This is a genomic window from Alkalimarinus alittae, from assembly GCF_026016465.1.
GTDB classification, from domain to species: Bacteria; Pseudomonadota; Gammaproteobacteria; order Pseudomonadales; family Oleiphilaceae; genus Alkalimarinus; species Alkalimarinus alittae.
This window is the reverse complement of the sequence record NZ_CP100390.1, coordinates 94,075-119,320: the sequence shown is the minus strand read 5'-3', so window position 1 is coordinate 119,320 and position 25,246 is coordinate 94,075. Positions and strand designations below refer to the sequence as shown.

Annotated in this window: 17 protein-coding genes and 1 riboswitch; of the genes, 5 read left to right on the top strand and 12 right to left on the bottom strand. The window is 44.6% G+C overall.

Annotated features, from left to right (window positions below; translation table 11 throughout):
- The first annotated feature begins 28 nt into the window (after positions 1–28).
- Positions 29–1,414, top strand: a complete 1,386-nt coding sequence (locus NKI27_RS00515) for a sodium:solute symporter family transporter (RefSeq protein WP_265047747.1) — start codon at positions 29–31, stop codon at positions 1,412–1,414.
- Positions 1,415–1,420: 6 nt separating this feature from the next.
- On the opposite strand, the gene NKI27_RS00510 is transcribed toward NKI27_RS00515, so the two are convergent.
- From NKI27_RS00510 to NKI27_RS00480, 7 genes are all read right to left on the bottom strand, one after another.
- The gene (locus NKI27_RS00510) at positions 1,421–2,362 is read right to left on the bottom strand and encodes a sensor domain-containing diguanylate cyclase (RefSeq protein ID WP_265047746.1); all 942 of its coding nucleotides are present in this window, start codon (positions 2,360–2,362) and stop codon (positions 1,421–1,423) included.
- A 144-nt stretch (positions 2,363–2,506) separates the two neighbouring features.
- Positions 2,507–3,565: a hypothetical protein gene (locus tag NKI27_RS00505; RefSeq protein WP_265047745.1), complete on the bottom strand. Its 1,059-nt coding sequence runs from the start codon at positions 3,563–3,565 to the stop codon at positions 2,507–2,509.
- Positions 3,566–3,571: 6 nt separating this feature from the next.
- Complete coding sequence (locus NKI27_RS00500) at positions 3,572–5,404, bottom strand: ABC transporter ATP-binding protein (RefSeq protein ID WP_265047744.1); 1,833 nt, start codon at positions 5,402–5,404, stop codon at positions 3,572–3,574.
- 268 nt (positions 5,405–5,672) lie between these two features.
- Positions 5,673–6,038: a glutaredoxin domain-containing protein gene (locus tag NKI27_RS00495; protein ID WP_265047743.1), complete on the bottom strand. Its 366-nt coding sequence runs from the start codon at positions 6,036–6,038 to the stop codon at positions 5,673–5,675.
- Positions 6,039–6,483: 445 nt separating this feature from the next.
- Entirely contained in the window at positions 6,484–7,602 is a 1,119-nt protein-coding gene (locus NKI27_RS00490) for a ribonucleotide-diphosphate reductase subunit beta (protein ID WP_265047742.1), read from the bottom strand.
- Between the two features lie 25 nt (positions 7,603–7,627).
- Positions 7,628–10,531: a ribonucleoside-diphosphate reductase subunit alpha gene (locus NKI27_RS00485; RefSeq protein WP_265047741.1), complete on the bottom strand. Its 2,904-nt coding sequence runs from the start codon at positions 10,529–10,531 to the stop codon at positions 7,628–7,630.
- Between the two features lie 160 nt (positions 10,532–10,691).
- A riboswitch (cobalamin riboswitch) is annotated at positions 10,692–10,946 on the bottom strand.
- Positions 10,947–10,996: 50 nt separating this feature from the next.
- Positions 10,997–11,881 (bottom strand): LysR family transcriptional regulator, encoded by an 885-nt coding sequence (locus NKI27_RS00480; RefSeq protein ID WP_265047740.1) that lies wholly within the window; start codon positions 11,879–11,881, stop codon positions 10,997–10,999.
- 128 nt (positions 11,882–12,009) lie between these two features.
- Between NKI27_RS00480 and metE the strand changes: the two genes are divergently transcribed.
- Complete coding sequence (metE, locus tag NKI27_RS00475) at positions 12,010–14,289, top strand: 5-methyltetrahydropteroyltriglutamate--homocysteine S-methyltransferase (RefSeq protein ID WP_265047739.1); 2,280 nt, start codon at positions 12,010–12,012, stop codon at positions 14,287–14,289.
- Positions 14,290–14,377: 88 nt separating this feature from the next.
- Here metE and NKI27_RS00470 read toward each other — a convergent pair whose 3' ends face one another.
- Positions 14,378–15,181, bottom strand: coding sequence for an ion transporter (locus NKI27_RS00470; RefSeq protein WP_265047738.1), 804 nt, complete (start codon positions 15,179–15,181; stop codon positions 14,378–14,380).
- A 212-nt stretch (positions 15,182–15,393) separates the two neighbouring features.
- Here NKI27_RS00470 and NKI27_RS00465 point away from each other — a divergent pair, with 212 nt between their 5' ends.
- Positions 15,394–17,862, top strand: coding sequence for a fatty acid cis/trans isomerase (locus NKI27_RS00465; protein ID WP_265047737.1), 2,469 nt, complete (start codon positions 15,394–15,396; stop codon positions 17,860–17,862).
- A gap of 61 nt (positions 17,863–17,923) precedes the next feature.
- On the top strand, positions 17,924–20,392 hold the full coding sequence (locus NKI27_RS00460) for a fatty acid cis/trans isomerase (protein ID WP_265047736.1): 2,469 nt from the start codon (positions 17,924–17,926) through the stop codon (positions 20,390–20,392).
- 70 nt (positions 20,393–20,462) lie between these two features.
- Here NKI27_RS00460 and NKI27_RS00455 read toward each other — a convergent pair whose 3' ends face one another.
- Positions 20,463–21,065, bottom strand: coding sequence for a Yip1 family protein (locus tag NKI27_RS00455; RefSeq protein WP_265047735.1), 603 nt, complete (start codon positions 21,063–21,065; stop codon positions 20,463–20,465).
- A 197-nt stretch (positions 21,066–21,262) separates the two neighbouring features.
- Between NKI27_RS00455 and NKI27_RS00450 the strand changes: the two genes are divergently transcribed.
- Positions 21,263–22,273, top strand: a complete 1,011-nt coding sequence (locus NKI27_RS00450; RefSeq protein ID WP_265047734.1) for an esterase-like activity of phytase family protein — start codon at positions 21,263–21,265, stop codon at positions 22,271–22,273.
- A gap of 392 nt (positions 22,274–22,665) precedes the next feature.
- Here NKI27_RS00450 and phnP read toward each other — a convergent pair whose 3' ends face one another.
- The 3 genes from phnP to NKI27_RS00435 are packed head-to-tail and all read right to left on the bottom strand — an operon-like array spanning position 22,666 to position 25,245.
- Positions 22,666–23,430, bottom strand: a complete 765-nt coding sequence (gene phnP / locus NKI27_RS00445; protein ID WP_265047733.1) for a phosphonate metabolism protein PhnP — start codon at positions 23,428–23,430, stop codon at positions 22,666–22,668.
- An 18-nt stretch (positions 23,431–23,448) separates the two neighbouring features.
- Complete coding sequence (gene phnN / locus NKI27_RS00440) at positions 23,449–24,051, bottom strand: ribose 1,5-bisphosphokinase (protein ID WP_265047732.1); 603 nt, start codon at positions 24,049–24,051, stop codon at positions 23,449–23,451.
- Between the two features lie 48 nt (positions 24,052–24,099).
- A complete protein-coding gene (locus tag NKI27_RS00435; protein ID WP_265047731.1) occupies positions 24,100–25,245 on the bottom strand; it encodes an alpha-D-ribose 1-methylphosphonate 5-triphosphate diphosphatase in 1,146 nt (381 codons plus the stop codon).
- Between the last annotated feature and the right edge of the window lies 1 nt (position 25,246).

Here is a 25,246-nt window from a genome sequence, read left to right as displayed (position 1 = left end):
TGTTAACCACCCAAAAACGGAGCTTTGAATGAGCCTTGCATTGCCGATAACCATTGCCATTATAGCGTTGGTATCTATATTACTTTCACCCAAGGCACGAACTGAATCAGGTTTCTTTGCGGGTCTCTCTCCCAATGGTCAGTCACCCAAGTTAATGACGATGATCCTCAGCCAGGTGACCACTTGGATATTCGCGCGCTCTCTTCTAAATGCCGCTATCTTAGGCTTTTATTATGGCATTTGGGGCACCATCGCGTATGCCGCATATTACCTATCGTTTCTGACCGGTGGTTTGATTATTGACTCACTCAGATTCAAGCATGGGTTTAACAGTATTCAAGATTTTTTGCGCGCGCGTTTTAGCTCTGTCGGCACTCGCTGCTACAACTTCGTAATTGGCTTACGACTCGTCAGTGAGGTGTTTGCCAATATACTGGTGATTGGCATTTTATTTGGCAGCGCAGGCAGCTCGGCATATACCCTGGCCGTAATGGCGTTTGCTGCAGTGACGCTACTGTACTCCATGTTAGGCGGTTTGCATGCCTCATTACGCACCGATGTTTTTCAGATGGTGGTATTTATTGCCGTACTGGTGATGCTGGTCTTTATGGTTTTTTCAGATGGACTTGTGACTGCTGAGAATCTTTTGGCAACACCGTTTGTCATGTCAGAGCCTGGGCCGATATTGTTGCTAGTAGCACTATTGCAGATATGGAGTTACCCGATGCACGACCCTGTCATGATGGATCGTGGGTTTATAGCCGACCGTCAAACCACCCGCCTTAGCTTTTTCCATGCAGGCTGGGTCAGCGTAATATGCATCATGATTTTCGGTTCATTTGGTGTGATTGCAGGCGCTAATGCCAGTGCAGGCGAAGCGATGAATACGGTACTTAATCGCTTATTAGGTGATATGCCGATGTTTCTTTTTAATGCGGCGCTGGTGATCTCTGCGATGTCGACATTAGACAGCACGTTATCTAGCTCTGCAAAATTGGTGGCCGTGGATATGAGGGTGATCAAACCAACGATTCAAAATGGTCGCATCGTGATGGTTTTATTCATGCTGCTAGGTTTAGCGATGGTATTTTTCGGTAATAAAGACTTGTTCAGCGCTGTAGCCGTTAGTGGTACTGCGTCAATGTACTTAGCGCCGGTAGTTTTCTTTTCACTTTGGGCTGGTATTCGCGAAATTCCGGTTTGGAGTTATGTCGGCGCATTCTCGCTCGCGGTAGGCGGGGCGCTGCTCTACTTTATGGAGTCTTCTGGCCATAGCCAGTGGCTTGGAGAGGCCCATAAATACACTAAGTTATTGTGGATATGCTTAACCGTACTTGGTGGCGGCATTATGCTGTTTTTTATCGGGGCGATAACCTGCATTGGTTCAAATTCGATACTTCAATTTCAAAAATAGGCTGGGTCACGCTTCAATTACAGTGTTTCTGCCTTTGTCCTTTGCTTTGTACAAGGCCTTATCTACTCGAGAAATAAGTCTCTCAACACTATCCCCCTTTCTGAAAATAGATATGCCAAGGCTTGCAGTAACGGTTACCGCTTGGGGAAAAGAATAGGACTCAATATTCTCTCTAAGGTTTTCTGCTATTACTTTAAGGCCTTCGAGGTTTGTTTCTGGCGTAATGATCAAAAACTCTTCGCCGCCCCAACGCGCCACAGTATCGACATTTCGACAATGTTGCTTTAGTAGCTTTGATACCTCAATCAACACTTGATCACCCACTTGATGACCGTATGTATCATTAATCTGTTTAAAGTAATCTAAATCAATCAGTATCACTCCAAATGTATTAAGATAACGCTCAAAACGGTGCTGCTCCTGTTGAAGAGTCTCATCCAAATAAATACGATTATATAGGCCAGTAAGCCAATCTGTTTTTGCCAAGTGCTCTAATGCTCGATTCTTTATTTCTAGTTCTTTTGTGCGCGCCTTAACAAGTCGATCGAGCCTTCTTTGCTCTGAAATATCATGAATAGATGCACGAATCATATCCTCATTATTAAAAGAAATTACGTCCAACGTGACATAAGATACGAATTCGCAGCCATCAAGCTTTTTATGCGTCCACTCAAAACTACACTTTCCTTGCTCAAGCACTTGTTGAATCATCCTGCGTGCTTTTTCAGTCGAGTTACTGCCATCTGGCTGTTCTAAAGGCGATATATCACTCGGATGAAATTGGCCCATAACAGGCTTATCTATATAGCCCATCAAGCTATAGTAGGCCTTATTGCAATCGTTGAAATTACCCTCTCGATCAACAATTATTATCGCGACTTCTGCTTCGTTAAACAGGCGTCTATAATCACGCAGCTGGCGCTCGAGAGCCTCTATATCGTTATCCATTAAGTTTTACCAAACTAGTTTGTTGTAACTAAATACAGCCAAAACTAACACAGCACTTATTATTTAAGTGTAGTGGTACACCATACCCTAACGTTTTATTATGGTTGATAATGGATCTTTATCAAACAAGACTTGTGACAACGTTTAGATATAACGATGATCTTCATAACGCTCTTCTAACACTGTCTTTAAATTATTGAGGTTACGTAAGTATTCCACTAACTTGAACTTACGCTTAATACTGGCTTGAACGTCATCTAAATGTTCTTTTAACTTTCTATCTCGAGCTTTTTGGCTGACCGCGTACAGTTTGTCATGCACGGCATAATGCATCGGACTTTCATCAATTAAAGCGACTCGATCCATGTCCAGTATATCTTTTTGCTTTTCTAGTAAATCGCACAGATTCTCGATTTCTTCTGATTCAAGGGATAACGCCCCATCTTCAGTATGCTCATTGTAAAGCATCATCATCGTCATGATATCTTGTTGGTCGCGAGCATCTAGCAACTGCGTCATCAGCTTTTGCTTATGTAAACGCTGCGCGGGATCTTGCTCTTTATCAGGATGAAGTGCACGAGCGGTTCGACGAAACAAGTTGCGGATCCACTTTTCGTTTATCGGTTGCTCTTTTCGGTCTGCGCTTTTCTTGGGCCCTGCTGCTTCATGCTCAAAAAAAGCACGATCTTCATCGTCATCAAGTCCAAACAGGTCTTCTTGACCAATTGGGGTTTCATCATCGGTCGTCATCGATTCAAACGCTTCACGCACAGCTGCGTCGATGTCATCTTCTATCTCTGGAGGCCCCGTTAACTCTTCGACCGATATATCATAATAGTCCGCAATGACTTGGTTATAATCATTACTAATAGCGTCTGCTTCAGCCGCATTGTATTGACTCACTTCATGCAGCGTTTCTGCAATCCAATCTTGTAACTCGCCACGCTGCCAGTCGGCGAGACTTTTTCGGCTGGCGAAATCAACTAAACGACGCGCCAATAAAATCAACGGTTCTTCTATACCTAACTCAACCGGCATCACCTTTGCGGTATACGTCGCCATCAACGCGTCCATCTCTTGCTTGAGCTTTTCATTGCGCGCTTGCTTCTTTTTTACCTCTTGCCAGAGTTTATTAAAGCGCGCTTGCTCAACCGTTGGTTCGGGTTGGAGGCTGCCTGCATGGTCTGATAGTGTAATATTCATGAGTGTTTATGCCTCAACCCCAATAAACCCACCCGATTGGTGCGCCCATAGCTGTGCATAAATACCGCCACTGGCCACAAGTTCTTGATGCGTACCCTGTTCGACAACGTTGCCATCGTCCAATACGATCAGGCGATCCATAGCCGCGATGGTGGATAAACGGTGTGCGATAGCAATAACCGTTTTACCCTCCATTAGTTTAGTAAGACTATGTTGAATCGCCGCTTCTATTTCTGAATCAAGTGCTGATGTTGCTTCATCTAATAACAGTATCGCTGCATTTTTTAGCAACACTCGGGCAATAGCGATGCGTTGTCGCTGACCACCCGATAACTTAACGCCTCGCTCACCTACTTGAGCATCATAGCCCGTGCGACCTTCTGCATCGGTTAACCCTTGAATAAATTCATGAGCCTCAGCAAACTTCGCAGCGGCAATCATCTGCTCTTCGGTGGCATCAGGGTGGCCGTACAGGATGTTGTCTCGTACAGAGCGATGCAGCAGTGAGGTATCTTGTGACACCATACCAATTTGGGCGCGCAAGCTATCTTGCGTAACGGTTTTGATATCTTGTCCATCTATCAGTACACGCCCTTCTGCTAAATCATGAAATCGTAATAACAGATTAACCAACGTAGATTTACCCGCTCCTGATCGCCCGACCAAACCGACTTTTTCACCAGGTTTGATGTGCAGATTCAGGTCATCAATCACACCTCCCTGCTGCCCATAGTGAAAACAAACTTGATCAAATCGTAGCTCGCCGTTAGTCACTAAAAGGTCTTTAGCATCAGGTGCATCAGTCACTTCAAGTGGCTGCGATAATGTTGTCATACCATCGTTGACTGTACCGATATTTTCAAACAAGGCGCTGACTTCCCACATAATCCATTGGGCCATGCCATTAAGTCTCAGCGACAAACTCACGGCAATAGCAATAGCGCCAACAGTAATGGCGCTTTCCATCCACAGCCAAATAGACATCGCTGTTACACTGAAAACTAAAGCGTAATTTAGCGCATGAACACTGGCATTAAGACCGGTTGCTAAACGCATTTGTTGATAAACAGTTCCCAGAAACTCATCCATGCTCTCTTTAGCATAATCCGATTCACGCTTGCTATGAGAGAACAGTTTTACCGTCGCAATATTAGTATAGCTATCGACAATCCGACCGGTCATTGAAGATCGTGCATCCGCTTGGCGTGTCGCAACTTTTTTGAGTTTCGGGATAAAATAATACTGCAGGCAGGCATAAAGCATTAACCACACCACCAAAGGCAGCATTAACCGTAAGTCAGCTTGAGCGATTAACACCAACATTGCAGCAAAATAAATGACCACATACACCATCACATCAAGCAGCTTCATAACGGCTTCACGCACGGCTAAAGATGTTTGCATCACCTTAGTTGCAATACGTCCTGCAAAATCATTTTGATAAAACGACATACTCTGGCGCAGCAAATACCGGTGCGCCATCCAACGAATCTGCATGGGAAAGTTACCCAATAACGCCTGATGCACGATAGCGGCATGTAGCAGCACGATCAGCGGTAAACCAACGAGCAGCAGAAAGCCCATACCCAACAACGTTGCGCCTTCTTCTTGTAATAATGTTTCGGGGTTTTTAACACTTAACCAATCGACTAACTCCCCTAAAAAACCGAATAAGGCCACCTCTAAAATAGCAAGCGCAGCAGTGAGAATGGTCATGAGTATTAAAGGCGCTTCCATTCCACGAGTATAATGACGACAAAAAGCCAATAGCCTGTTAGGTGGCTGGGTAGGCACAGTAGAGGGAAAGGGCTTAATGAGATTTTCGAAAAAGCGAAACATAATAAAACCAGATAGATTCTTAAGACGGCAAAGACTGAACGACCTATTGTAGCCTGATATGAACACCAAAACATTCAAAAATCATGTCTCACCCTGCTAGTCTGGTGATTAATGCCAATGAGTCAGTGAAGACGAGAATCAAGTGCTTTACTGTCGTTCAAATCATCGATTCCCGCCCACCGGAGTGCGCGTTCTTACGTTGCAATTCAGCTTACTTGCGGGAATGACTGTCGTTTTTGGGTAGGCACTCGTTACCTAGAAAGCGAAACTATGCCTGAGAGGCTTTATATTCAAGAAAGTTAATAATCTCTGACGACTCATACATCCAACGTACTTCGCCTTTTTCTTCGATTCTCAAACAAGGCACTTTAAGCTTACCACCCTGTTCTGATAGCTCATTTTTGTAAGTTTCGTTTCGCTTGGCGTCACGAAGCGCTACTTTAAGTGAGTTACGCTTCATCGCACGACGAACCTTCACACAAAACGGACATGCTTCGTATTGATAAAGCGCCAAATTAGCGGTTAGAGCATCGACAGCGCGCTGATCTTCTGCAGACCTTTTGATGCCTCTAGGGCTAAACAACCAATTCAAAGTTAAAATCAAACGCCCTAGAACCCAACGAACAACAGCCATCTCGTATTCTCCAAAAATCAAACACTATCAAGTTAGATATCATCCAACCTGCAAAGGCCGCCATTCTATCACAAATAAACCATGCCAAAGAAATTAGGAAACGGAGTGATACATGGTAAGAGGGGTTCGTTGATTCCGCTGCGCTGCATCACGGCTACAAGGGCCAAATCCTCACCCTCGCGAATGTGGGGAACTGTGGGATTTTAGGCTAAATCAACAGAAACATTTTAAGTCATGACCTGTAGCCTTGATGAAAGGAGGAACGACTGGAATCAGGGAATGGTGGCTGAGCGCACAGGTTGGATTCCTTGATTCCGCTGCGCTGCATCACGGCTACAAGGGCCAGCTTGTCATCCTCGTGGTCGCGTGATGTATGTTGGGATGGGTGGGGGCTGTGCTTCTTTAAAGGTGTTGACCTTTAAAGAAGCATTTTGTTGGTTGCTGTCTACCAGTTTAAAGAAGACCCCGTCTGATACTCCGTCACCCTCGTTTCAAAGAAGTTTTTCTCCTTACGCATATTGGCCTGTTCATCTAACCAAGGCAGGGTGCTTTTTGCGTTGGCGAACGGTACAGCTAATTTTAGCTGTTTAGCCCTACGGTTGGCGATAAACCTGAATTGAGCTTTATGCTCCTCAGCCGAGTAGCCGAGTATCGGATCTTTTAGAATGTAATCTGCATAAGACTGCTCTGCCGCATCTGCTTCTTCAAACATCGCTTGAATCGCTTTTGGGTCTAGCGTTAAGTTTTCTTCTTTTACAATCTGGTTAACCACACGAATACCAAAGGCACAGTGCATAACCTCGTCTCGCATGATGTATTGCAATTGCTCCCCGGTGCCTTTCATTAACCCTCTGCGCTGCAACGCAAATATAGGGCTAAAGCCGTTATAGAACCAACACCCTTCAAAAATACCCGCAAAGAAAATATAGGCCATGACGAACTGCTCTAAATCGTCACGGTTATGTAAATCAATATCGCTGCGCATCACCGAATCTAAACGCGTATTAGCCAGTTTTATCTTACGATAAATAGCAGGCACCACACGGTAGCGATTATAGATTTCGCCTTGGTCTAACCCGATGGTTTCAATACAGTGCTGATACGTCCATGTGTGCATCGCTTCTTCATAGACTTGACGGGCCTGATAAATTTGCAACTCAGGCGCGGTCATTTTCTCCATCACCGCGAGGCCGATATTACGCATGGCCATAATGTCAGAGGTAGTGAGATAAGAGAGCACGTTTTCATATACATGCTTTTCTTCCACCGTGAGTTTGTGGTTGTAATCGTGAACATCTTGCGACATGTTGATATCTAAAGGCGTCCAATGGTTTTTATTGGCATTTAAGAAAAACTCCCACGCCCATGGGTACTTAAACGGGGCGAGTTGGTTTACATCCGTCAGGCCGTTAACCACCCGCTTATCATCTGGGTTCACGGGGGGTAATTTTTCAGCCAATTCACTGATGTTATCCATAATGTTTTTATGCTGCCCTTCAAATATAACCGACGCTTTTGATGGAATGGCTGCGGCGAGTGGGTCGTCCCAGTTGGGTGTATTCATAATCATTCTCCAGTCGATGAGGGGGTTATTGGCACGCTTCGCATTCAGGATCGAGTATTGAACAAAACTGTGGGGCTTCAGCCGCTTGGTTTAATTCAAAGTCGGTGCTTTCAGGCTCTGACGTCATGGTGTTGGTTGAATGATCGACACTGGCCATATTGGGGCTTGCTTCACTGGTGGTTTTTTCCATGTGGGTCGCACCTAGCGATCGGAGGTAATAGGTGGTTTTCAGGCCTCGCGTCCAGGCCGTTTTGTAGAGGTTATCGAGCAGTTTTCCTGACGCTTCTGACATATATAAGTTTAGGCTTTGCCCTTGATCGATCCATTTTTGGCGTCGTGAGGCGGCTTCAATTAACCAACGTGAGTCAATTTCAAACGCCGTCGCAAAGCGCGCTTTTAAGGCCTCTGGTATGCGCTCAATATGTTTGAGAGAGCCATCGTAATATTTAAGGTCATTAATCATCACCGCATCCCATAAACCTAAAGCTTTCAGCTCATCCACCAGCCACGGGTTTACCACGGTAAACTCACCCGATAAGTTCGATTTAACAAATAAGTTTTGATAGCTCGGTTCGATGGATTGCGAGACACCCACGATATTCGAAATAGTCGCCGTTGGCGCAATAGCCATCACATTTGAATTACGCATACCGTTAGCTTTAATTAAATCTCTAAGGGGCTGCCAGTTGAGCTGTGTGGAATCATCAAACACTGAATAATGCTCACCCCGCTCTTCACTCAAGCGTTTAAGTGAATCAATGGGCAATATATCCTGACTCCACAGAGAGCCCTCATAACTTTCATAAGCCCCCCGCTCTTTTGCCAAGTTGGCTGAGGCTTCAATCGCGTAATATGAAATTAACTCCATAGACTGATCAGCAAAATGAACCGCTTCGATACTGCTATAAGGGAGTTTTAGCGCATAGAGGGCATCTTGAAACCCCATAATGCCCATGCCGATCGGACGATGACGCAAGTTCGCGTTTTTCGCCTGTGGTACGGCGTAGTAGTTAATATCAATCACGTTATCGAGCAGGCGAATCGCGGTCTTAATGGTTTTTTGCAGGTGCGCCTCGTCTAACTTGCCATCATGAATATGGTTAACCAAATTGACCGAGCCTAAGTTACAGACGGCAATTTCATCTTCGCGGGTATTGAGGGTGATTTCGGTACACAGGTTAGATGAATGCACGACACCACTATGTTGCTGAGGCGAGCGGATATTGCAGGGGTCTTTAAAAGTGATCCACGGATGGCCTGTTTCAAACAGCATCGACAGCATTTTTCGCCATAAATTTTTGGCAGACACCGTTTTGAATAAGCGCATCTCGCCATTCGCCGCCATGGTTTCATATTCTTGATAGCGAGTTTCAAACGCTTGGCCGTATAAGTCGTGTAGGTCAGGTACGTCATTAGGCGAAAACAGCGTCCACTCTTTATCTTCAAAGACGCGTTTCATAAACAAGTCTGGAATCCAGTTGGCGCTATTCATATCGTGGGTGCGACGTCGCTCATCGCCGGTATTTTTGCGTAGTTCTAAGAATTCTTCGATATCTAAGTGCCAGCTTTCTAAATAAGCACAGACCGCCCCTTTCCGCTTGCCGCCTTGGTTGACGGCAACCGCCGTATCATTGACGACTTTTAAGAATGGAATAATGCCTTGAGATTGGCCATTGGTGCCTTTAATAAGTGACCCCAAAGCACGTACCGGCGTCCAGTCGTTACCTAAACCACCGGCCCACTTTGACAACAAAGCATTATCTTTCATGCCATCATAAATTCCCGCCAGATCATCGGGAATAGTGGTTAAATAACAGGATGACAACTGAGGCCGGTTAGTACCTGCGTTAAACAAGGTGGGTGTTGAGCACATGTAATCAAATGTCGATAACAAATGATAAAATTCAATCGCCCGCTCTGTCGGATTATCTTCTAACAGCGCCAAGCCCATCGAGACTCGCATAAAGAAGATTTGCGGCAACTCAAAACGGGTTTCTCGCCAATGAATGAAATAACGGTCATACAGGGTTTGCAGGCCAAGATAGGTAAACTGAAAGTCTCGTTCTGGCCTGATCGCCTCGGCTATGCGCTTTAAGTCAAAAGCCAATAAGTCTGCAGACATCAGCTCTAGTTCCACCCCTTTATTCAAGGTCACGCTGAGCAAATCAGCATAAAGGCTTTTCATATCTTGAAAGGAGTCTGGCGTCGCGATATCCAAAAACTGGCAGGCTTCTTGTTGCATCGAGTCTAATAATAGCCTTGCGCTTACATAGCCATAATTAGGCTCTTCTTCTATACGTGTACGCGCCGCCATAATCAATGCCGTGGCGATGTCTTTTTGTTTAATGCCGTTATAGAGGTTGTTTTGTGCTTTTTCGAACAAATCATTAGCATTCACATCGTCTAAGCTTGCGCAAGCTTCGTGAATAATGGTTTTGATTCGGCCGATATTGAGTGGCGATTCGGACCCATCGGCATTCAATACTTTAATGTTGGCGTGGGAAGAGGTCTTAGACTGAGCCGAGATGTCTTCGTCACTGGCTCGGGTTTTACTATGTTCTTCGCGGTACAATACATACGCTCGCGCCACTTTGTGTAGACCCTGTCGCATCAGGCCCAATTCGACCTGATCTTGAATTTCTTCAATGGAAATCGCACTGCCTTCAGGCTTATTTTTGTAGAAGTTAGCGCTAATCGTTTGAGTCAATGCATCAACGGTTTCTTTGACCCGTGTTGAGCCGGAGGCAGAACTGCCCTCAACCGCTAAAATCGCTTTTGTTATCGCCGTCGCAATCTTTGAGTCGTGGTAAGGAACGGCTTGGCCATTACGTTTAATGACCTGAAATGAGCTAAGCCCTTCGGTGCTAGTTATTGAAGGAGTAGATATGGAGGGGTTAACCCCCACTTGGGCAGATAATTCTGAAGACATGATCAACGCCTTTGTTTTCAATTCGCGGAAAAGACAATAACTTCACGAAAGGGCTGAACGTCTAGATGACCAGACAGCACAAAACAAAAACGTAGCAACACATTTTCATTACCCTTTTCGCGAAGGTATGATTAATTCTCAGAACATAGTGATAACGCTCACCATGATGAGATCTTAGGCAGGTCTTCGGACTTAGGGGCCATCAAAAGCATGATGCTTTATCGCCTACAACGACGGCTTGCTGTTTAATGATTACCAACCAAAAACAGTGCCTGAGTGTTAACCACTCGTGTCGCGTTCGTTCCCCAATACCGCTGCGCGTCAGTTCCGGATTCTCACCGGATTCCCTCTTAGTTTTACGATGTTGTACAAATAAAGAACACAACATAGACGTAAAAAACCAAAGAATGGGCACTATATATGGGGCCAACTCAATTATCAACGTTTGATTGTGTCTTTGCTGAATTAGCCCGCTTTGCAGGCAGACTCGATAAAATCTTGCACATAAATTAAGCGGGCATCGGCTTCTCGAGTACAGAGCGAGATATGTTTTGCGATACCCTCTGACCCCAGTCGTAACGACTTTATAGGAAGTTGGTCTGCATACTCATCAATCAACCAGCCCGGCAGAGCCGCAACGCCTCTGCCTGCGGCCACCATATGCATCATAATATCGGTGGTTTCTATTTCTTTATGCTTTTTAGGGGTAAATTCAGACAATGAAAAGAACTGGGTATAAATATCGAGACGGTCTTTCTCAACGGGATAACTGATTAATGTTTCGTCTTGCAGGTCTTCTGGCAATAAGTAAGGTTTGTTGGCTAATGGATGTTGCGCGCTGATCGCTAATCGCTGTTCATACTCAAATACAGGCGTAACAATGAGCCCTGGCCGATAAAGTGGATCTGGGGTCACTAATAAATCAATTTCATGATTAAACAACGCCCCAATACCGCCAAACTGAAACTTTTGTTTTACGTCGATATCCACATCAGGCCATCGCTCTAAAAAAGGCCCTACTATTTTCAATAGCCATTGATAACACGGGTGGCATTCCATCCCTATTCTCAACTCGCCCCGCTCGCCGCGCCCTAGTTGAGACATTAACTGTTCGGCATGCTCAAACTGCGGTAACAAACGCTTGGCCAGTAACAGTAAATAATGTCCTGCCTGAGTTAAACGCAAGGTACGGCCTTCTCGCAGCCATACCTCCGTCCCCATGTGTTGCTCAAGTTTTTTAATGGAGTGGCTTAAAGCTGACTGCGTCAAGCAAAGCGCATCGGCGGCTTCGGTTAACGTACCTTTATCATCCACGGCGCGGATAATGGCTAAATGAGCGCGTTCTATCATGTCATGACCTACGATTGATCAACCCAAATAAAACCATGAGTATAATTCATAGATATGTGAAAATTAACCATTATCATTCATGAAAAAAAGCCATTAATCTGTTTTATAACATTCAAAGGAGACAGATCATGGCCATTACACACAACCTTGGCTTTCCTCGTATTGGGGCAAACAGGGAACTTAAATTTGCACTAGAAGCTTATTGGAATAAACAAGCGTCATACGACGCATTGAATGAGACGGCAAAACGATTACGCCAGACTCACCTGCAGCAGCAAAGCAATCTGAATTATGTACCCGTGGGTGATTTTTCATTGTACGACCAAGTATTAGATATGAGCTTTACCTTGGGCAACGTACCTGAGCGCGCACAGGCAAAAGAAGCCAACACACTAGATCAATACTTCCGCGTCGCTCGTGGCCGCTCAGGGCATGAAAGTGACTGCCAGTGTGTACAAGCAGGTGAAATGACCAAGTGGTTTGATACTAATTACCATTATATAGTGCCAGAAGTCACCGCTGACACTGACTTCAGCTTAGATGCCTCACGTTTGTTAGATCAAATCTTGGAAGCGCAAGCCACTCACCCTCAGGTAAAACCCGTTATTATCGGGCCTGTGACTTATCTTTGGTTATGCAAAGAAAAAGACAGCGCTTCAAAACTAGACCTACTTGAACGCCTTTTGCCCGTGTATGGCGAACTCCTTAATGTATTGAGTCAGCAAGGGGTTGAATGGGTTCAGATCGATGAGCCGATTTTAGTCACCGAGCTCGACCGAGATTGGGTATACGCCTTCCATCAGGCTTATCATCATTTAAAAAGTGCGCCTATCAAGTTATTACTCACCACCTATTTTGGCCAACTACAAGAAAACCTACAGCTAGCTTGTGAGTTACCGGTAGCAGGCTTACATTTGGATGCCGTAAATGCGCGCGATGAAGTCCCTAGGCTCGTTGACTGGCTCCCCACTCACAAAATATTATCACTCGGCGTTGTGAATGGTCGTAATATTTGGAAAGCAGACCTCAACAGCCTGCTTGATTGGTTAGAACCTGTGGCCGCCAGACTGAAAGACCGATTATGGTTGGCTCCCTCATGCTCTCTATTGCATGTGCCTGTTGATTTGAATAAAGAGCAAAAACTCGATAGCGAAACTACATCATGGTTGTCATTTGCGCTACAAAAGCTAGAAGAAATCAGGCTATTGGCCCAGGCGATCAACCACGGTCGTGATTCAGTAGCCGATGCGCTAGCCGAGAATGCCGCTGCTATTGCCAGCAGAAAAAACTCTACACGAGTGCATAAAGCCGAGGTCAAAAATGCCATATCGAACATTACAACCACATTGGGGGAACGTAACAGTCACTATAAGGTAAGAGCAGAAAAACAACGCAGTAAGCTAAAACTGCCCGCCTTCCCCACCACCACGATAGGGTCTTTCCCGCAGACGCCTGAAATACGTAAAGTCAGACAAGCCCTTCGGCAGGGCAACCTAACAGAAGATGAATACCAAACTCTGATTGAAAAAGAGATACGCTACAGCATTGAGCAACAAGAAGCCTTAGGACTCGATGTGTTAGTGCACGGAGAAGCCGAACGTAATGACATGGTTGAGTACTTTGGCGAGCAGTTAGGTGGCTTTGTGTTTACCCAGTTTGCATGGGTGCAGTCTTATGGCTCACGTTGCGTTAAACCACCGATTATATTGGGTGATATCACGCGGCCTAAACCCATGACCGTGAAGTGGACACAGTACGCTCAGTCACTCACCCAAAAACCAATGAAAGGCATGCTGACAGGGCCTGTGACCATTCTAAACTGGTCATTTGTACGAGACGATCAACCGCGTAAAGACACCTGCCTTCAACTGGCACTGGCGATTCGTGAAGAAGTACAAGACCTTGAAAAAGCGGGCGTTAGAATTATTCAAATTGATGAAGCCGCCTTGCGTGAAGGCTTACCGTTAAGACGTGCACAATGGCAACATTATCTTGATTGGGCTGTTGAGAGTTTCAGAATCACCGCCAATGGCGTTGCCGATGACACGCAGATTCACACGCATATGTGTTATTCCGAGTTCAATGACATTATTGAGTCCATTGCCCACATGGATGCAGACGTGATCACCATTGAAACGTCGCGTTCAGACATGGAGCTATTAGATGTCTTTGACCACTTTAAGTACCCCAATGAAATTGGGCCCGGGGTGTATGACATCCACTCGCCGAATATTCCCAGCGAGCAGGCAATAGTGGAACTAATGAACAAAGCCGCCCAGCGTGTGCCCGCTGACCGCTTATGGGTCAACCCGGACTGCGGGTTAAAAACCCGAAAATGGGAAGAAGTTGTACCCGCGCTTAAAAACATGATGTCGGCAGCGGCCACGCTACGGCAGGCAGCGCTGTAACAAAAAGCCCATAGCAAGTGTGCAGCAATAATATGCACCTTGTTATGGGCTTCAATCTAAATAAGCGAACTCGTGTGTTTACGCTAAATCACTGTTTCTTTTGCAGCTCCACGATCATCTGTTTTAGCTCTTTTATCTCACTATGAAGGTCAACAATCGTTGGCTCGCCTTCATGCTCTTCTGCTCGCGCTTTAGCATGCTCTTCTTCCATGACATTGACCACTATGCCAATCACCATATTTAAGAAAGCAAAGGCGGTAAAGAAGATAAAAGAGAGATAGAAAATCCAGCTATACGGATAAACTTCCATGGTTTCATATTGAACATCAGTCCAATCTTCAAACGTCATGACCCTAAACAGCGTTAACATTGAGATCGCGATATTGCCCCACAACACAGGATTGATCGTATTAAATAAGAAACTACCAATAGCTGCGTAGATGTAAAAAATGATAAACATCAGCAACATAACATACCCTAGCTGGGGTAGTGCTTTGATTAATGAGTTGATCAGAATCCGCAGTTCCGGAATGACCGAAACCATTCTCAACACACGGAACACCCTAACCAGACGTGCAAGCAGCGCCATTTCAGAATCACTGATGGGGATTAAACTGATCACCACCACCAATGTATCAAAGATATTCCAACCACTTTTAAAAAACTGCTTCTTCTCAGGTTCAGCAATAAAACGAATGGTGATCTCAACCAAAAAGAAAAGCGTGATGAACAGGTCTAAAAATTGGGTAAAGGTAACAGCAGTGTCAGGTAGCTGATAGGTTTTAGCACCGATCTCAAGCGCTGAGACAATAATGATAAATATAACGAATAATTCAAATAGTCTATTACTTTTAAGTTTAAAAAAGGCGTCTTGTATAGCGTTGTAATTCATTAGTCAGTACGTTTATAAATTTAAGGGATGTTAAGCGTCGCATTCTACCCGATTATTAATTTTCTTATTAATTAAATCTGCAAGCACCACCTCAGCTGCATGCATTAAATTCAGGTAAAACGTATTCAACTGCCGCTCTACCCATGATTGACTGACTATCGTTTTACTCTATAATTCAACAACCTTAGGCTAATATTCGTCGATAATATCTTATGCTAACCAATCAACTTTCTCGCTCCTTTTTACTGATTATTATAACCGCCCTTGTCGTTACGGGCTGCGCATTCGGATACAAAACAAACTATGATCAGATGTTTGGCCCTGCCGAAGTGCAAGAGCGTGAAATTAGCGCCGATGAGTCTAAAGTGAGGACTCAGCAAGGCAAGTTATCCTTTGTAAACGATGTTAAACCTATTCTCGATGCTCGCTGTATAGCTTGTCACGCATGCAATGATGCCCCTTGCCAACAAAAATTAACATCTTCTGAGGGCATTGACCGAGGTGCCAGTAAAGCGATGGTTTATGACGCAGCTCGGCTGACCTCAGCAGACCCTACGCGGCTATTCATCGATGCAAAAAGTACTCAAGGGTGGCGTGACAAGGGGTTTTATCCGATTCTGAATGAGCGCACTCAAACTACAGATGCAGACCAAATGGGCTCGTTATTATTTCGTGTGCTTAATCAAAAAATGGCTAACCCTCTTCCTGATCACGGCGGCACGCCTCAGCCGCTCCCAGAGACATTTGATCTTAGCCTAGACCGAAGCCAGCAATGCCCAACTATCGAAGAGTTTGACCACTACGAGAAACAAAACCCACTTTGGGGTATGCCGTTTGGCCTTCCAGGCTTAAGCTCCGCTGAGTTTTCAACAGTAAGCCAGTGGCTTGCTGAAGGCGCAAAATTTGACCCAGTACCGCCCGTTTCAGAGCAGGCGCAAAAAGCGGTGACGGAATGGGAAGCCTTTCTCAACACGCCATCATTAAAGCAACAGCTTGCTTCACGCTATATTTACGAGCACCTTTTTCTTGGTAACCTCCGCTTCAATAGCAGCCCTGGTCGTGAGTTTTTCAAGCTAGTAAGGTCTTATACGCCTCCTGGAAAAAGTATTAATGAAATACCTACCGTTCGCCCTTATGACCACCCAGGTGTTGAGCAATTTTACTACCGCTTACGCCCCATCACGTCAACGATTGTGGATAAAACACACTTAGTCTACGAGCTTAGTGATGATCGTATGAAGCGCTTTAAAACGCTCTTTATCGAGCCAGAATATACGGTTGATTCACTGCCTTCTTACGACACCACACAAGCATCAAACCCGTTCATAACCTTTGCGGCTATTCCCGCAAGATCAAGATACATTTTTCTACTAGACGAAGCCCAGTATTTCATTAGCGGGTTTATTAAAGGGCCAGTTTGTCGCGGCCAAGTCGCTCTGAATGTGATTGATGACCAGTTCTGGGCACTATTTTTAGACCCTGATAAAAGCGCTATTAGCAAAGACACCGCCTTTATTGCGCAGCAAGCAAACAACCTTCGCCTTCCTGCTGCTAGTGAAGGCTCTTTACGCTTTTACGATATATGGATTAAGTATGCCGAGGGCCAAAAGACCTACCGTGAGGCTAAAGAGAAGTACTTAGACGCTCAATATACTAACGGTATAGAAAATAGCCTAGAGAGTATTTGGAGTGGCAGCAACAATAACTTGAAAGACGCCGATAATAACGCGTTGGCAAATGATAATGCCGCCCTCACTATATTCCGTCATTATGACAGCGCCACCGTCGTAAAAGGGCTAATTGGCAGTGAGCCCAAAACCGTTTGGGTGCTCGACTACCCTCTTTTTGAACGAATCCATTATTTGCTGGTCGCAGGCTTTAACGTGTATGGCAATGCCGGTCATCAGCTATCGACCCGTCGATATATGGATTATTTGAGAATGGAGTCTGAAAATAACTTTCTCGATTTTCTACCAATAGCACAACGAAAACCGATAAGAAATAGCTGGTATAAAGGCACTAAAATCAGAGTGAGAAACTACTTCGATAGACAATTCACAGGAACAGAACGAAAAACACGAGTAACGTATCGAACAGATAATAGTAAAACTGAATTGCTAGGTTATATGCAAGGCCACTTATCAAGTCTAGATCTATCTGACCCGATAAATCGTTGTGATACAAAGGCCTGTATACCTAACCATTTACCCGCTTTTGAAAAGCGCATTCTCCCAGAAATTCAGCGACTAGCGAGCATAACGGGAACTCAATTAAACCCGATCCCTGAGCTAGCCTATCTAAGAGTTGAGCCCTCTAATAAAGATGAATCAGCCGTTAGCTACTCGTTGATTCACAATCGTGCTCACTCTAATGTTTCATATTTACTAGACGAAGACGCTAGATTAGAACCCGAAAATGATACGCTGACGGTCACACCCTACTATGTCGGCAGTTACCCGAACTTCTATTACAATGTAAACGAAAGCCAATTAACTGATTTTGTAGACCAATTGGTCGCGATTCAAACACCTGAAGATGAAACAGCATTTGTTCAACGTTTTGGTATAAGAAGAACAGATCCACGGTTCTGGGCTATTAATGATTGGGTTAACGAAGACTATTTAAAGCAAGAACCCATTAGATCGGGGTGGTTTGACCTAAACCGGTATGAGAACAGATAGTAAAATAGATGACATTCGATGAAAGCAGGTTGACCTGCATATACAAAGACATTGATACCTTATGCTGATTCGTTCACTTTCTCGCTATGGTTGTATCGCCACTTTATTGCTCCTTATCGTTGCCGGATGTAGCAGTATATATACTACTGACTACGACGAGCTTTATGGCAGTGCTGAAGTAACAGACCGAAATATTGATTGGAGCGAGTTTCAAGGGCGAGCAAAACGTGGTCACGTCTCCTTTATCCACGATGTTAAGCCTATACTCGACTCTCGCTGCGTAGCCTGTCACGCATGTAATGATGCGCCTTGCCAACAAAAGCTAACGTCTTATGAGGGGATTGATAGAGGCGCCAGTAAAGCCCGAGTTTATGAAGCGGCACGGCTCTCTTCAGCCGACCCTACTCGCCTGTTCATAGATGCGAAGACCACCCAAGAGTGGCGTGATAAAGGGTTTTACCCCATTCTGAATGAGCGCATAGAAAGTGCTGAAGCCGACCTAATGGGGTCGCTATTGTTTCGCGTGCTTAATCAAAAGTTTATAAACCCATTATCAGATCACGGCGGCACACCTAAACCTCTCCCTGACACCTTTGACCTTAGCCTAGACCGAAGCCAACAATGCCCAACCATTGAAGAGTTCGATTACTACGAAACGCAAAAACCGCTATGGGGAATGCCCTTTGGTCTACCCGGTTTAAATACGAAAGAGCTTTCAACCATTAACCAATGGCTCGCTGAAGGCGCAAAATTTGACCCGCTACCGTCCATTTCTAAACAAGCGCATCAAGCAGTTATCGAATGGGAAGCCTTCTTCAATACCCCGTCATTAAAACAACAACTTGTCTCACGCTATATTTACGAACACTTGTTTCTTGGCCATATCCGTTTTGATACAAACCCTAAACGTGAGTTCTTCCGACTCGTGAGGTCTTACACGCCACCAGGAAAAGCTATTGAAGAAATACCGACCGTTCGCCCTTATGACCCTCCTGGGGTTGACCAGGTCTACTACCGCTTACGCCCGGTCAAATCAACGATTGTAGATAAAACGCATCTCGTGTATGCGCTAAATGACGCGCGAATGAATCGCTTTAAACACCTGTTTTTAGCGCCAAATTATACCGTTGAGTCGCTCCCCTCTTACGACCCAGAGCAAGCATCAAACCCTTTTACGACATTTGCGGCAATCCCTGCAAAATCAAGGTACACCTTTCTGTTGGACGAGGCCCAATACTTCATCGGTGGGTTTATTAAAGGGCCTGTCTGTCGAGGCCAAATCGCCCTAAATGTGATTGATGATCAGTTCTGGACGCTATTTTTAAACCCTGAAAGTGACACAATTAGTAATGACACAGGCTTTATTACACAGCAAGCAGAAAACCTCCGCCTACCCGCTGCCAGCGAAGACACACTAAGCCCTATTGATATATGGTTTCGCTTTGCCAATGCACAAAAAGACTATCGCAAGGCTAAAAATAAATACTTAGATGCTCGGTATAAAAGCGGCATAGAAAATAGCCTAGATAACATTTGGAGTGGCCGCAATACCAACCTTTTAGACGCAAGCAACAACCCTGTTGCCAACGATAACGCAGCGCTTACCATCTTTCGACACTACGATAGTGCAACCGTCGTAAAGGGATTGGTTGGTCGCGAGCCCAAGACTGTTTGGGTGCTCGATTACCCTATTTTCGAGCGTATTCATTACCTTCTGGTCGCGGGCTTTAACGTCTATGGCAACGCAGGTCACCAGCTATCAACGCGTTTATATATGGATTATTTGAGGATGGAGTCTGAAAATAATTTCCTCGATTTTCTACCTTCTTCACAACGTAAACCTGTCAGGGATAGCTGGTATAAAGGCACACACAATTCCATGATCAGCTACTTCGATAAGCCGCTCGCAGGCTCAGAGCGTGAAACACGAATTGCCTATCAAACAGAAGACAGCAAAACAGAATTACTAGGCTATATAGAGAACCATCTCTCACCGCTAGACTTATCAGACCGGTTAAACCGATGTGATAAAAAGCCTTGTACGCCCACCCAATTAGAAGGGGTGGAAAAACGTGTTTTTCCTGAAGTACAACGGTTGGCAAGCATAACCGGAACTCAGTTAAACATTATTCCTGAGTTGGTATATCTTATTATTGAGCCATCCAATACGACTGAGTCAGCAATTAGTTACTCTCTGATTCACAATCGTGCTCACTCTAATATTTCATACCTACTGGATGAAGATTCACGATTAGAGCCTGAAAACGATACCCTCACAGTCACACCCTACTATGTAGGCAGTTACCCGAATTTTTATTTCCACGTAAATGAAGCTCGACTGGCAGATTTTGTCGACCAACTAAGCGCCATTCATACCCCCGAAGACGAAGAATCATTCATCCAAGAATTTGGAGTTAGGCGAACAGACTCTCGGTTCTGGGCCATTAACGATTGGTTGAATCAAGATTATTTAAATCAAGAACCCATCAACGCAGGATGGTTTGATCTAAGTCGATATGAGAATAAGTGATCTAATATTCAGTAGCCGATTGAAGGCATAGCCTGCCTTCAATCTAACATTAACGTATTAGTAAGCTCGATTAACTCACATAAACAGGTCCGACACCGACACTCCAAACAATAACAGTGATGGCTAATAACCCTACCAGCATGACAAGCCCTACAGTCAGCACTGATGTTGCGAACATAAAACCACGCTCTTCTGGAATTTTCATCAAGATAGGTAACCCTTCATATAAAAGGTAAACCGAGTACGCGACAGCCGCGACACCTGCCAACATATTCACCCATAACACTGGGTAAACAGCAACAATGCCCACCACTAACAAAGGTGTTGCCGTATAAGCGGCCAAAATCACGCCATTATGCTCGTGTTCTCCGACCCCATAAGTTGTGGCAAAAAAGTCGATAGCTCTACCTATCATGTAAATACCCGTCAAGGTTGCCAAATAAAACAGCGCACACAACTGCAAAGCACTACTCGACGTTAGTTTAACGATTTCACTGCCACCTACCTGCCAACCCACTTGAGTTGTGCCATAATAAGCCGCCACAGCAGGCAACAGTGCTAAAATAAAGAGATGCGAGAGATAGAGTTTACTTACAGACTCATGCTCTTCACGGATTGCTTCCCACTCTTGATCGGGATGGGTCAATAGCCCAACAGTATGTCCTAAGCTCATAAAACCACTTCCTCTATCTATTGTTTTTATTAAGGTACCTCCTTAGTCTTGAGAACTTGAGTGTTTTAGTCAAGAAATTGGTTAAATTATGATCGTTTAAAAAACGCCTTCCTTATCGTTAAAAGAGATATAGGAATTACAATATTATAACATTTATGCTCACCTGCTTAAGAATAAGCCTATGATCCGGAACCATTATGCGTGACCTACCCTTATATCAAGCACTCGCTCTGGCACTGTCTTTAGCAACCTATTCTATTGAGGCTAAAGAGCTGATCGACACACCTTCGTTGGTACTCGAACAATACTGGACGCTTTCGGGTGTCAGCAATCTTCAACCTTCAGGTCTCTCTTTTTGTGGTTCACACTTAGTGATGATCTCAGACCGCCATAGTCATACCATTTTTTCTGTTCCTCTAAACAACACAAAATCAGCACAACATACAGCACCTGATAAAAGCTCAACACACGCTCAGATAAAAACCTTTAGAAAAATCTCACCGTTTACTGATTTACCTGACAACATAACTTGGCAAGTGCGCCTAATTGACTGGGCTCTAAGATGGACCAGTAAGCGATTTGATTGGGAGGGCATTCACTGCAACATCGACGGTTCCCTCTATTTAGCTAGCGAATCTCTTACAGCAATAGCCAAAATAGATCCTACTGGCCACCCTAGCTGGATCACCCAGAGTCTAACGTCTAGGGTGCAAAGACTAGGCTTCGCAACCACATTAAACACAGGGTTTGAAGGCATTACCGCCAACTCAGCACGCATACTAGTAGCACTAGAACGAGAACCTAGGGGCTTAATGAGCATCACTAAAAAAACACATCCTCCATCGATGAATAAACTTAAGCTCATCAGCCATGAAGAGGTCGTTAGTCCCTTAAATGCGGACTTTACTGGATTATGGCTAGAAACAAATGCTCAGGGCCAACCCAAGATCTACACCCTAGAGCGGAATTACTTCAGGGTTTGCCGCCGCGACTATGAAAACTGGACTGTTGAAGTTTGCTGGAGCTACCGTGCGACTGAACAATCACCCGAATTTAGATTTGAGAATGACCGCTATGGGTTAGCAGAAGGGATTGCTCGATCAGGCGAGCATATTTACATTGTGTTGGATAATAACGGAGAACCCAGGCAACAATCAGGCGATAAAAGCCCATTATTATTTAAGTTCAAACGCCCAGATAACTGGTAATCCCATACCGAGTCGTTGACGCTCATACACGCTAAAGCATCATTAATGTGTTCAAATACAAATTTTACGCCCTTAATACGCCCTATGGACGATTACAGTACGCCCCACCCCCTCTTACTATAGACTCATCTTTTCAAAAGAGAGAAACGACATAAACCTTCAGGCCGTTTATGTCGTTTCTTTCGAAGATTTTTATAAGGGCCTCCCTACAATATTAGCCCTATCGTATAGCGGTAAACATGACTAACGTTCGGCGTCATGTTTACCGCTTTTTTTTGCTTTTCATCCCACCACATTTCTAAATATCTAATAACCCAAGACGTTGTTAGATCATCTACAATAATGAGCGACCTAGCGCCCCTCCCTTGAAGGAAGAACAGACCCGTTAATGATTACATTTCAAGGGTCAAATCATCATAAGCGACGGAGACACCAAATGGCAGTTTATTGTTCAGCAACCATTCATCCATTTCGTGACTGATATGTGTTAACCAAGTGTGACGAGGATTTAACTGAGAAATAATCAACTCAACCATTCTCCAGTCATTATGGTTCAACGCTTTTTCAACCTCACTACCATAGTTCTGTGGCGGGTGAGAGCAATCAATAATTAAAGTATCTGCGTTCCACTCTGCTAAAAAATCTCGACTGTTGTCTGGAAGACCAACGGTATCTGTCAGATAAGCAAATTTTTGACCTTCATGTTCCACGCAGAAGCCTAGGCAAGGTTTTGAATGGTTAAGTGGGATAGGAGTAATATTAAGTCGACCAAAAGAAATCATGCTAAATGCTTCTAAGGGCGACTTAAAATCAAGAATTCCAGGGTGTTTAAAAAGGTCATCACAGCCATTTTCATCATTAGGCCCCCAAACAGGAATCTGTGTATTGACCCCCCACCGAAGGTGAAAAAGCCCTGCAACATGATCCATATGATAATGGGTCAATAAAATACCTGTTAACGTATCAGGCGGGAAACGCTCAGCCAAATCAGTCTGCCCAGCATCTAATAATAACGTCACACTGTCTGTTTCAAGCAATAGGCCAGAAGGGCCGCGTCGCTTAGTCTTATCGACTCTAGCTAAATAACAGCTTTTACAGTCACAGCCATAAACGGGAACCTGACGAGCATCACCCGTACCCTGAAATCTTAAGTTCATTGGCAACAACCTCCCGCATTATAGTGCGGTGACACCGCAACACTCTGTGTTCATAATATCGAAGAACGAGTCAACGGCTGCAGACAAGGAACCATTATTATCAATGGTTTGCACATACGAGCCCAGTCCTTCATTTAATTTTTTGGCTCGTTCAATTCGTTTTTCGATTTCTTCTGCCGATTCACGACCGCGCTTAATTAATCTGGCTCTCAAGTCATTAGGGTCAACGTGAATATGTACAGGCACTATAGCATTTGAGTATTTTTCCATTGCGCTGGGTAAGTAGCCTCTCGACCCGTTAAGAATAACGTTTATGCCATTGGCTAACCAATTATCTACCTCTACACCCACACCATAAGAAAAGTTATTAGCCTTCCAATACATTGAAAATGCTTGACTTTCTACTCGCCTACTAAACTCTTCGTCACTCAGCCAGACATGATTCTCGCCTCGTAACTCAGGCCTTCGAGTGATATAGCGGTGTGCTATAAAACAACGCAAGTCCCGATAGAGTCCCTCATTAGAAAGGCGCTCTCGGCAACCCGATAAGATTGAATCCTTACCTGACCCCGATGCACCCATCAGATAAAATAGTCTTCCATGCTCATTTATCATCGCCATTAACCTAGCTTTTTAACTTATCATTATTATTTAATGGGTACCTTAGCATTAATAAACCCTAAGGCCTTTATTCCAGACATGCCTGATCAAAGGATGATCTCCCTCAGATTTGACCCAAGCCAAATCTGCTCGTTTACCCACTTCAATAGCCCCCCTATCACTGAGCCCCACTGATTTTGCAGGTGTATCAGTAACCGTTTTAATCGCTTTGGGTAGATCGTAACCATTTTCAAGCTTAGCTAGCTTGAATGCTGCATCCATCATGCTAGCGGGATAATAATCAGATGAAAGAATATCTAGCACCCCGTTTTCAGCCAGTTCTTTAGCCGCAACATTACCGGAATGAGACCCCCCTCTTACGATATTAGGCGCCCCCATTAAAACACTCAGGCCATGTTGATGAGACGCTTTAGCGGCCTCAACGGTGGTCGGAAATTCAGCTACTGTCATTCGGTTGTCTCGCGCCTCATCGGCATGAGCAATAGTGGCATCATCATGACTAGCAAGTGGAATATCATTCAAGTGGCAACGATCTACAATAGAGTGACGTGATGAAGCACTATACAGGGCACTCGCCTCCTTTTGTTTACGAATAAACGCCACTAACTGCTCATCACTAAAACCATATTTACCCTGATAATATTCTCGATACTTCTCTTCTTTCACAAATTGGCGCTGCCCAGGTGAGTGATCCATCACCGACACGAGATGAACCATTGGATGATCAACCAGAGCATCAAACAACTCCAAGACTCCGGCATAACTCACCTCGCAACGAAGATGGAGGTAGTGGTTAGCTCGATGAACATTTTCATCTTCTGCTAATTTTAGAGCGCCTATCATATCTTCGAGGTTTTTTAGGCGGCTACTGCCATGAACCACATCCCCCAACGATAATGCATCAAACACAGTGGTAATACCCGATGCGACTATCTGCGCATCGTGGGTCACAACCGCTGAGCGTGAAGGCCACGTTACACCAGGTCTTGGGGTAAAATATTTTTCCAAATTATCCGTATGAAGTTCTACCAGCCCTGGCACCAAAAAATCACCTTCACAGTCAATCGCCCCTTTTACCTGAGAGGTTGATTGTGAAATGTCTTCAATCATCCCATCTTCGCCAACAACAACGGTACCCTTAAACATTTCAGTGGGGGTCACAACAGAAGCATTGGTTAATATCATCTTATTCATA

Excerpts from the sequence above, each read along its gene's own strand:
- NKI27_RS00490 (WP_265047742.1), bottom strand. The coding sequence starts at position 7,602 with ATGAATACACCCAACTGGGACGACCCACTCGCCGCAGCCATTCCATCA.
- NKI27_RS00500 (WP_265047744.1), bottom strand. The coding sequence starts at position 5,404 with ATGTTTCGCTTTTTCGAAAATCTCATTAAGCCCTTTCCCTCTACTGTG.
- NKI27_RS00480 (WP_265047740.1), bottom strand. The coding sequence starts at position 11,881 with ATGATAGAACGCGCTCATTTAGCCATTATCCGCGCCGTGGATGATAAA.
- NKI27_RS00495 (WP_265047743.1), bottom strand. The coding sequence starts at position 6,038 with ATGGCTGTTGTTCGTTGGGTTCTAGGGCGTTTGATTTTAACTTTGAAT.
- phnP (WP_265047733.1), bottom strand. The coding sequence starts at position 23,430 with ATGAACTTAAGATTTCAGGGTACGGGTGATGCTCGTCAGGTTCCCGTT.
- NKI27_RS00510 (WP_265047746.1), bottom strand. The coding sequence starts at position 2,362 with ATGGATAACGATATAGAGGCTCTCGAGCGCCAGCTGCGTGATTATAGA.
- NKI27_RS00515 (WP_265047747.1), top strand. The coding sequence starts at position 29 with ATGAGCCTTGCATTGCCGATAACCATTGCCATTATAGCGTTGGTATCT.
- NKI27_RS00455 (WP_265047735.1), bottom strand. The coding sequence starts at position 21,065 with ATGAGCTTAGGACATACTGTTGGGCTATTGACCCATCCCGATCAAGAG.
- metE (WP_265047739.1), top strand. The coding sequence starts at position 12,010 with ATGGCCATTACACACAACCTTGGCTTTCCTCGTATTGGGGCAAACAGG.
- NKI27_RS00460 (WP_265047736.1), top strand. The coding sequence starts at position 17,924 with ATGCTGATTCGTTCACTTTCTCGCTATGGTTGTATCGCCACTTTATTG.
- NKI27_RS00465 (WP_265047737.1), top strand. The coding sequence starts at position 15,394 with ATGCTAACCAATCAACTTTCTCGCTCCTTTTTACTGATTATTATAACC.
- NKI27_RS00450 (WP_265047734.1), top strand. The coding sequence starts at position 21,263 with ATGCGTGACCTACCCTTATATCAAGCACTCGCTCTGGCACTGTCTTTA.
- phnN (WP_265047732.1), bottom strand. The coding sequence starts at position 24,051 with ATGGCGATGATAAATGAGCATGGAAGACTATTTTATCTGATGGGTGCA.
- NKI27_RS00435 (WP_265047731.1), bottom strand. The coding sequence starts at position 25,245 with ATGAATAAGATGATATTAACCAATGCTTCTGTTGTGACCCCCACTGAA.
- NKI27_RS00505 (WP_265047745.1), bottom strand. The coding sequence starts at position 3,565 with ATGAATATTACACTATCAGACCATGCAGGCAGCCTCCAACCCGAACCA.
- NKI27_RS00485 (WP_265047741.1), bottom strand. The coding sequence starts at position 10,531 with ATGTCTTCAGAATTATCTGCCCAAGTGGGGGTTAACCCCTCCATATCT.
- NKI27_RS00470 (WP_265047738.1), bottom strand. The coding sequence starts at position 15,181 with ATGAATTACAACGCTATACAAGACGCCTTTTTTAAACTTAAAAGTAAT.